The following is an 8,965-nucleotide window of genomic DNA, read 5'->3' on the forward strand; positions in this document are numbered from 1 at the left end:
ATTCTGCGCTAGACGCTTGATTCCGGTGCATCTTTTTGCGGCGACGAACGTTTCCTCTTCACGAAACGCAAAGAGGAGGCCTGTCATGAGCAAGCGTGAACTGATCGATACCGGAACCGACAAGCGTTATGTGCGCCGCGATAAGGACGGCAAGTTCAAGGAAAGCGTCGACGTCTCGCGATCCTCTCTGCCGACGCGCGCCACGATGCGAAGCATGATGCGAAACCGGGCCAGGGTGACCGGGGTGATCGCAAACACTGACGAACCCCGGTGAAGCTCGCCACGTATAACGTCAACGGTATCAACGGCCGGCTCGAAGTCCTGCTTCGTTGGCTCGATCAGGCAAAACCCGATGTCGTCTGCCTGCAGGAGTTGAAGGCACCGGACGAGAAGTTTCCGCGCCGCCAAATCGAGTGCGCAGGCTACGGCGCCATCTGGCATGGTCAGAAATCATGGAATGGTGTCGCAATTCTCGCCCGGGGTCAGGAACCTCTTGAGACGCGCCGGGGGCTTCCCGGAGACCCTGACGACAGCCACAGCCGGTATATCGAGGCAGCCATCGACGGCATGATAATCGGCTGCCTTTACCTGCCGAACGGTAACCCGGCCCCCGGCCCGAAATTCGACTACAAGCTGCGCTGGTTTGAGCGGCTGGTTTCATATGCAGGTCAACTGCTTGAGCTGGACGTGCCATGCGCCCTTGTCGGAGACTTCAACGTTATGCCGACCGATCTCGATGTCTATAAGCCTGAGCGCTGGCGAGACGATGCCCTGTTTCGCCCCGAGGTCCGCGCGGCCTATGCCTACCTTATCGCCATGGGCTGGACGGACGCCATCAGACGGCTGCATCCGAATGAGAGAATATATACCTTCTGGAAGTATTTCCGGAACGCGTTTGCACGCGATGCCGGTCTGCGCATTGATCACTTCCTGCTGACCCCGACCGTTCAGAAGCGATTGCAGGCGTGTGGGGTCGACAGGTTTGCGCGTGAATGGGAGCGCACCAGTGATCACGCCCCCGCCTGGATTGAGCTGGACGACCGGTAGAACCTCATGGAGCAGATAGCAGTAAGAACACAAAGACCAGCGACCAAGCCAGCGATTAAAGCGTCGCAACCAAAATTCTCGATCCTAGAGGAGATCAAGGTTGCAAAAGGATATACGACGGTATCCCTGGCGGGACTGGCCGATCACGGCTGTGGAGCATTGGCAGCCATCAGGCCAACCTTGATCTTGGCGGCAGTTGACGTTGAAACGCCGCGACCGGCATCAATGCGCTTTTGTCTCACGGCACGTTTTTGCCTCGACACGCTCTTATACCCAGTTCTCGGTATGCATGAATAAGTTCGGCCGCGGCAGCTCTTGAGCGAAAAGCCGCGATTGATATCTTGCCCGCATTATAGCGGCAGCACGTGTATTGAGGAGTACGCGGCCGCTTCCTGGGGAGGATATCATGAGATTTTTGCTGGCCGTTTCGCGCGCCATTGATGCAGTCAATTCCGCGATCGGCAAGGGCGTTTCGTGGCTGCTGTTGGTGGCTATTTTCATCAGCGCCATCAACGCGGTCATGCGCAAGGCGTTCTCCATGAGCTCAAACGCATGGCTTGAATCACAGTGGTACCTTTTTTCTGCCGTATTCCTGATCGCCGCCGCCTACACGCTCCTCAACAATGAGCATGTGAAGGTCGACCTTGTTTACGGGAATCTTCCGCGCAAGGGGCAGTTATGGGTCGATATGCTCGGCACCATCTTCTTTCTCATGCCTTTCTGCATCATCACGGTCTATCTCTCCTGGCCCGTGTTCCTGCAGAAATTCGCCTCCGGCGAAGTTTCGAACAACACGGGCGGCCTTATCCAGTGGCCGGTCTGGGCGCTAATCCCGATCGGTTTCAGCCTCCTTGCCCTGCAGGGTGTTTCGGAGCTCATCAAGCGCGTCGCCATCCTGCGCGGCGTTATTCCTGATCCGGTTGCAGAGGCAGACGCCGAAGCGGCGATGCTCTGATCGAAGGGAAAACAATAATGGCATTCATTGCGGAAAATCTCGCGCCGATCATGTTCGCCGCGCTCATCATCGTCCTGCTGTTCGGCTACCCGGTAGCCTTCGCCCTGGCCTTCGTCGGCTTCTTTTTTGGTTTCATCGGGATCGAACTCGGGCTGCTCCCGGCAACCCTGTTTCAGGCCATTCCCGATCGCATCTTCGGCCAGATGTCAAACGAAACATTGCTGGCCATACCTTTCTTCACCTTCATGGGGCTGATCCTCGAAAAGAGCGGTATGGCGGAAGATCTGCTGGACACAATCGGCCAGCTGTTCGGACCCGTCCGCGGTGGCATTGCCTTTGCGGTGATTTTCGTAGGAGCGATTTTGGCCGCTACCACAGGCGTTGTTGCAGCCTCGGTCATCTCGATGGGCCTTATCTCGCTGCCGATCATGCTGCGTTATGGTTATGACCGCAAAATCGCCGCCGGCACGATCGCAGCGTCGGGCACGCTGGCGCAGATCATACCGCCGAGCCTCGTCCTGATCGTACTCGCCGACCAGCTCGGACGCTCGGTTGGTGACATGTACAAGGGCGCTCTTGTTCCCGGCCTGATGCTCGTAGGGGCTTATACGCTCTACATCATCATCACCTCGATCATCAGCCCGGCAAAGGTCCCGGCCTTGCCATTGGAAGCGCGGACCCTGCGTGGCGGCAAGCTGCTGCTGAAGGTCATCACCTCTCTGGTGCCACCTCTCGTGCTGATATTCCTTGTGCTGGGCACGATCTTCCTCGGCATCGCAACGCCGACGGAAGGCGGCGCGATGGGAGCGGTGGGCGCGCTTGCGCTTGCGCTCGCCAACCGCAAACTCAATTTCGGTCTCATACAGCAGTCGCTTTACGCCACCGCGAAGCTGTCGTCCTTCGTGCTGCTTATCCTGCTCGGCGCGCGGGTCTTTTCGCTGACGTTTTACGGCGTGAACGGGCATGTCTGGGTCGAGCATCTCATGACGTCGGTCCCGGGCGGAGAAATCGGCTTCCTGATTGTCGCGAACCTGCTGGTCTTTTTCCTAGCCTTCTTCCTCGACTATTTCGAGTTGGCCTTCATTATCATCCCGCTCCTGGCACCTGTCGCAGATGCTCTCGGCATCGACCTGATCTGGTTCGGCGTCATGCTGGCGGTCAATATGCAGACATCGTTCATGCATCCGCCCTTCGGTTTCTCGCTGTTCTTCCTGCGATCCGTGGCGCCGACACGCGCTTACAGGGATCGCATTACCGGGCAGACGATCCAGCCGGTGACGTCAACCCAGATTTATCTGGGAGCAATCCCCTATCTCTTTATTCAACTTGCCATGGTCGTCATCATCATCGCCTTCCCTGGCATCGTGATGCACTACAAATCGGGCGCCAAGCAGGTCGATCCGTCTGCCGTCCATATCAACGTTCCCATGCCGAGCGCAGGGACGGACGCCGATCCTTTCGCAAATCCCTTCCTGGCACCCGGCAACAGCGCGCCGAGCTTTGGAAAGCCCTCGACACCTTGAAATCAGTCGGGCGCGGAGGCGCCCGTCACAGCCTGCCGGCGGGCCAAACGCCGGAGACGTCTAAAGAAGGAGGAGGTAATTCATGAAGGTCAATCCAGGTCGCCGGCAACTATTGTCGGGCGGCGTGCTGGCGGGGGCGGCTGCGGCCGTTTCCACACTGGCAACGCCGGCCATAGCCCAATCTTTGCCCAACATTCGTTGGCGTCTCACGTCAGGCTTCCCGAATAATCTGGATACGATCTACGGCGGTGCCGTAGTCATGTCCAACGCCCTGAAGGCGATAACGGGAGGCAAGTTCGAAATCCAGGTTTTCCAGGCAGGCGAGATCGTCCCCGGCGCTCAGGCGATCGACGCCGTAAAAGCCAATACCGTCGAAATCTCCCATACCTGCGGATATTATTTCACCGGCAAGGATCCGACGTTCGCCATCGGCTCGACCATTCCGTTCGGCCTGAACGCCCGCCAGCAAAATGCCTGGCTTTATCACGGCGGCGGTAACGAAGCTTACAACGAGTTCCTGTCCGACTATGGCGTCATCGGCATTCCCGGTGGTGCGACGGGTGCCCAGATGGGCGGCTGGTACCGCAAGGAAATCAAGAGTCTGGAGGACATCAAGGGCCTCAAGATGCGCATTGCCGGCGTTGCTGGACAGGTGCTGGCCAAGCTCGGCGCCGTGCCGCAGCAGCTTCCGGGTGGCGACATTTATCCCGCGCTGGAGCGGGGAACCATTGACGCTGCTGAATGGGTAGGTCCCTACGACGACGAAAAGCTCGGCTTCTACCAGATCGCGCCCTATTATTATTACCCCGCGTTCTGGGAGGGTGGACTGACGATCCACTTCTTCGTCAACAAGGATCAATATGCGGCCCTGCCCGAAGAATACAAGGCAGCGCTGGACACCGCTTGCAAGGCCGCCAATATCAACATGCAGGCGCTCTACGATGTCAAGAACAAGGACGCGATCCGCTCGCTGGTGTCCAAGGGCACGCAGCTTCGACCGCTGCCTCGGGATGTACTCGACGCCGCCTACAGGGCGACCTTCGAACTCTACGACGAATACACCCAGAAGCACCCGGCATGGGCCAAGATCTATCCTGGCTGGAAGAAGTTTCGAGATGAGAGCTTTGAGTGGTTCCGCGTGGCCGAATATACCTATGACAGCTACGGCTATGCGATGCAGACGGCAGGCAAATAAGCCTGCATAAACGTCTTTCGGGCCCCGGGATGGCGACATTTCGGGACCCGATTTTCAGCCTCGTCTTATTCTTTGATGAGGCCGTTATCTACCGCATATCGGATAAGGCCGGCGGTCGTCGCGATATCAAGTTTCCGCTTGATGTTCTTGCGATGGGTTTCCATCGTGCGCTCCGAGATATCGAGCGCCAGAGCAGCATCGCGGTTACTTTTGCCGCGTGCGATCAGAAGCAGAACGTCCTGCTCACGTGTCGTCAGCTCCTTCAGCCTCCCGGATGATCCCTCCATAAGGACATCGCGGACACCTGAGGAAAAATAAGTTCCACCGGCGGCCACGGTCTCGAGTGCTGCCACAATTTCTTCGGTCGCCACGTCTTTGAGGATGTAACCGGCAGCACCATACATGACCGACGTCGATATATATTCCCGGCTGTCATGCATGGACAACATCAGCACCCGAGAGGAAAGGTGCTTCTCCCTGAAGAGCTCAAGAGCATCGATGCCATTGATCTGTGGCATGTTTATATCCATCAGTACGACATGGGGTTGCGTGGCGACAGCCGTATCAATACCCGCCGTGGCAGAGGCCGCGGTCCCAACGACCTCGATATGCTCATAAGTCTCAAGCACAGCCTTCAACCCGTCCAGAACCAGAGGGTGGTTATCGACAAGAAGGACACGGATCGAATGACGGTTCACTCCGCAGCCTCCTGTAGACGTTGGCCTCGATCCTTCATGGCGGTAATCGGCAGGACCGCGCGCAGAACAGTGCCTTTTGCGGAGCTTTCGACTTCAAGCCTGCCGCCGAAATGGGTCATGCGTTCCTGCATGTTTCTCAAGCCAAGGCCCTTGCTGGCCGGCATCTCCTTCTCTGTCCGGGCGGCCGGAAATCCGCGTCCATTATCGCTGACGACCATCTGCACCCTTTCATCCCGACTGGAGAACCTGATGGTCACCTGCGTTGCATCGGAATGGCGCTCGATATTGGTGAGCGCTTCCTGGGCAACACGATAAAGGGCGACGCGTGCTTCAGGAAGCAGCATGTGCTTGAAAGCCACGGACTCGAGCGTGGCCGCGATGCCGGTTCGTTCTGAAAAGCTTGAAATCAGTGCTTCCAGCGCCGCAGATAACCCCAGATCGTCGAGAACGCGGGGTCGCAAATCATGAGAGATACGGCGGACCTCCTTGATCGCCTCGGTCAATGCCGACGCACCCTTGCCAATCGCTTCGACAGCGCCCGTGTTCTCCGGCGTCACTTTGCGCCGCGCAAGATCGATTGCGAACCGGACACCGACCAGATTTTGAGAGATGCCGTCGTGCAACTCGCGAGCGATGCGCAGGCGCTCCTCTTCCTGAGTATCGATCACCCTCTGCATCAATGCTTTGAGACGGCCGTCTGCCAGCCTTTGCTGGCGCAGATTGAGCACCATACATGTGGCAAACACCAGCAGCACCGCAGGGACCGAAAACAAGGCAACAATCAGGAAATTCCATGTGATGGAGTGACGTAGTTCTTCCTTGGCCGCCGCCGTCGCGGCGAAAACATCATCCAGATAGACCCCTGTGCCGATCATCCAGCGCCATTTGTCGAGGCCGGCGGCGAAAGAAAGCTTGTCAGCCATCTTGCGTGTGGAGGGTTTCTCCCATTTGTACTGGACGAGGCCACCCCCCTCCTTGGCTTTCTGAATCAGGTCGTAGATAACCCTGTTGCCGTCAGGATCATAGAGATCAAGCCAGTTATTGCCGGGGCGGAAATTCTGCCGCGGATGAACGACATTTATCCCATCATAGTCATAAACGAAGAAATAACCGTCCCTGCCATAATCGAGGTCTGTCAGAATACGCTTGACCTCTTCCTTGGCGGTTTCGTCATCCGGTCCCGCTTTATCGTAGACCGAACGGATCGCGGAAAGGGCGAGATTGGTGAGGTTGAGAAGTTCAGCCTCTTTTGCCGCAAGCATGTTTCGCTCGAAGGCATCGATACTGGTGCGTGCCAGCGTCATGGACTGCCAGGTGATGAGCGCCGTAATAACGATAATGGCAAGAACAAGGGGCCCTATTGCCAGTGCAAGGATCTGGTTCCTGAGTCTCATGCGGCCCCTCCGACACATTCGCTCCGACGCATCTTCACCTAACAACAGTTCGCGCTGCAAGTCGAGCATCCCCGGGCCCGTGACCAGGATGCCGCAACAAGCCTTTTTGACCGACGCTTAGTCTTTGGCTCGACCCGGAAGATCGGTTAGGCTCTGCGCCCATGGCAAAGCCGAAGAGCACCAGATCTGCGAACGGGGCCTCAGTTCCTGACGCTGGTTCACCGTTCCCAGTCTGATCCCAATCTGCTCTGCATCCTCGTGCTCTCCGGTCGTGTAGACGGGCGATCCGCAGTCGGCACAGAAGAACTGGAGGCGCCGGCGGCCATTGTCGGCGGTTTTTACGTAAAGTCTGGGCGTACCGGACGTGATCTCGAAGCGGTTGCGGTGTGTGCTGACGGTCACTCTATACGCGGAGCCGGTCAACCTCTGGCAGTCGGTACAGTGGCAGATTGCGACGTCCTGCGGGTCAATCTCGGCTTCATACGTGATCTTTCGGCATTGGCATGCGCCATCGATGTGCATGTGAGGCTCCTTTCATTGTTGCTATTGAAACGTCGAGGATGCCTCCCCCAGACATTAAATCTGCCCCGCCCGCGCCCCGTCGTGGGCGTGGCCGTCCTTGCGCCTGCGTCGTTCGCGCATTTTCGCCTGCCGTCTCGCAGCCCGCAATTCGTCCAGTGTCGGCTGCCACCAACCGCGGTTCCTATCAAACTGGATCGGCTCGTGTTGTGCCGGCCAGGTGTGAATCAGCTCTTCCAGTGTGGGCAATCGCCACAGTACCCACACATGTTCATCGCTGACGCCAGGATGGTGCTCTGCGACCTCTGCCGGATCGACAAGTTCTCCGGTCACTTCGGTGGCGACAACTACGCAATAGGCAGGGGTAGCCACCGGTCGTCCTAGGGGCGGCATTTCGTCACTTGCAACGGGAAGCCTTTTCTTCCTGCGTTCCGCCGCGCGCCGCTTTGTCCTGGCTTCTTCCTCCGTGCCTCTTCTGGCTTGGGCTCTCTTGCGTCTTTCCTCTGGTTCTGCCCGTTTTGCAGCATCTTCAATAGCATCCCATCGCTGCTGTAGTTCCTCATAGAATGCAAAGGGCACTTCCCAAGCTTTGGCTTCACTGTTCCAGCGGGCGAAGGGAATCTGTCGTAGTTCGTCAACGACCTCACGGGAATAGGGCGTTCGGACGCGCAAACCGCCGTTGTGGACCTCCAGGTATGGGCTCAGTATAGGCTCAAACTCGAAGAGGTCGCGTCCCCTCTCCTCTTCGAAGGGAGCCTTGCGGTCGGCTTCCGACGCCAGCCACCGGTCAATTCGGCGCCGCGCGGTGCTGCCGGGAACCGTCCACGCCTGTAGGCGGTCACTCCATCGCGCCTTGGGAAAAGTCTCTCGGAACCGTGCGACGGTCATGCGGTCGAACGGAAACGACACCGTTTCCAAAACCGGGTTGTTGGGCTGATGCTCTTGTTCGTCGTCCATTTCAGAAAACGATCCGCCTCGGGCCCGGTTGCGTCCAGTGTGCGAATTTTAAAAAACTAAACGCGCCGCGAACCCCGTCCGCGAGACAATCCCCGACAGGAGCTGACCGACGAGTGCCAGGGAGCTCATGATGATGGTGATCGGTCTTGCGACGGCGGATTTCGAGAGCCGACATGCCGTCAACAACACAGACGGTGGCGGCACGAAGAAATCGGAGAGCATTCGTCCCTGGCATCCCGGCATCAGGGGCCGAGACCCGTGCGAGAGCTGCCGTTTTTGATAAAGTGCTAGCGTCGCCGACGGCGTTCGCGGACCGGACTTATCTTGGGCGGTCGCTCCGCCGGTTTCGCGGGCTCTCGTCAGGAAGCGCCATCTCGGCCAGATTGTGCATTAGCCGGCCACGCCCTGGAATATTGATCTCATGTATTGGGCGGCCGAGGCGATGCACGCAATAGTGAAATCATAAGTTTGGACAGATGACCGCAACACGTTTTTAGACACGCCGCGGCGAACAGCGATTATACGCAACGGACTGTAACCGTTTCAGCGCAACCTCAACGGCAGATGATCCCCTTTAGGGTCGATCAACCCTTATCTCTGGACGTAACGCGAGAATCGTGTTGTATCTTTGGCGGGCTTTAGACGGCAAACCGAACTTTGCCCGCCAAGGGGACGAA

General features: G+C 57.9%; 10 protein-coding genes. 6 read left to right on the forward strand and 4 right to left on the reverse strand.

The window, feature by feature from the left end; genetic code table 11:
• The first annotated feature begins 85 nt into the window (after positions 1-85).
• The 6 genes from EYD00_RS25755 (at position 86) to EYD00_RS25780 (ending at position 4,720) form a co-directional block, all read left to right on the forward strand.
• Positions 86-274 carry a hypothetical protein gene (locus tag EYD00_RS25755; RefSeq protein ID WP_193604440.1) on the forward strand — a complete coding sequence of 63 codons (189 nt, stop codon included), beginning with the start codon at positions 86-88 and terminating at the stop codon, positions 272-274.
• Positions 271-1,047, forward strand: a complete 777-nt coding sequence (xth, locus tag EYD00_RS25760) for an exodeoxyribonuclease III (RefSeq protein WP_034499222.1) — start codon at positions 271-273, stop codon at positions 1,045-1,047. Before EYD00_RS25755 ends, xth begins: the two co-directional genes overlap by 4 nt.
• Positions 1,048-1,053: 6 nt before the next feature.
• Complete coding sequence (locus EYD00_RS25765; RefSeq protein ID WP_131258996.1) at positions 1,054-1,344, forward strand: hypothetical protein; 291 nt, start codon at positions 1,054-1,056, stop codon at positions 1,342-1,344.
• Positions 1,345-1,453: 109 nt separating this feature from the next.
• Positions 1,454-2,002 carry a TRAP transporter small permease subunit gene (locus EYD00_RS25770; RefSeq protein WP_034499225.1) on the forward strand — a complete coding sequence of 183 codons (549 nt, stop codon included), beginning with the start codon at positions 1,454-1,456 and terminating at the stop codon, positions 2,000-2,002.
• A 14-nt stretch (positions 2,003-2,016) separates the two neighbouring features.
• Positions 2,017-3,525 carry a TRAP transporter large permease gene (locus EYD00_RS25775; RefSeq protein WP_051674226.1) on the forward strand — a complete coding sequence of 503 codons (1,509 nt, stop codon included), beginning with the start codon at positions 2,017-2,019 and terminating at the stop codon, positions 3,523-3,525.
• 82 nt (positions 3,526-3,607) lie between these two features.
• Entirely contained in the window at positions 3,608-4,720 is a 1,113-nt protein-coding gene (locus tag EYD00_RS25780) for a TRAP transporter substrate-binding protein (RefSeq protein WP_034499231.1), read from the forward strand.
• Positions 4,721-4,785: 65 nt separating this feature from the next.
• On the opposite strand, the gene mctR is transcribed toward EYD00_RS25780, so the two are convergent.
• The 4 genes from mctR to EYD00_RS25800 form a co-directional block, all read right to left on the reverse strand.
• The gene (gene mctR / locus EYD00_RS25785; protein WP_006699344.1) at positions 4,786-5,418 is read right to left on the reverse strand and encodes a two-component system response regulator MctR; all 633 of its coding nucleotides are present in this window, start codon (positions 5,416-5,418) and stop codon (positions 4,786-4,788) included.
• Positions 5,415-6,812, reverse strand: a complete 1,398-nt coding sequence (gene mctS, locus EYD00_RS25790; protein WP_006699343.1) for a two-component system sensor histidine kinase MctS — start codon at positions 6,810-6,812, stop codon at positions 5,415-5,417. The genes mctR and mctS overlap by 4 nt, the downstream gene beginning before the upstream one ends.
• 117 nt (positions 6,813-6,929) lie before the next feature.
• A complete protein-coding gene (locus EYD00_RS25795; protein WP_006699342.1) occupies positions 6,930-7,334 on the reverse strand; it encodes a GFA family protein in 405 nt (134 codons plus the stop codon).
• Positions 7,335-7,388: 54 nt separating this feature from the next.
• Positions 7,389-8,288, reverse strand: coding sequence for a hypothetical protein (locus tag EYD00_RS25800; RefSeq protein ID WP_034499235.1), 900 nt, complete (start codon positions 8,286-8,288; stop codon positions 7,389-7,391).
• Positions 8,289-8,965: the final 677 nt, after the last annotated feature.

The sequence above is a fragment of the Agrobacterium sp. 33MFTa1.1 genome (genome assembly GCF_004328495.1).
GTDB lineage: Bacteria > Pseudomonadota > Alphaproteobacteria > Rhizobiales > Rhizobiaceae > Agrobacterium > Agrobacterium pusense.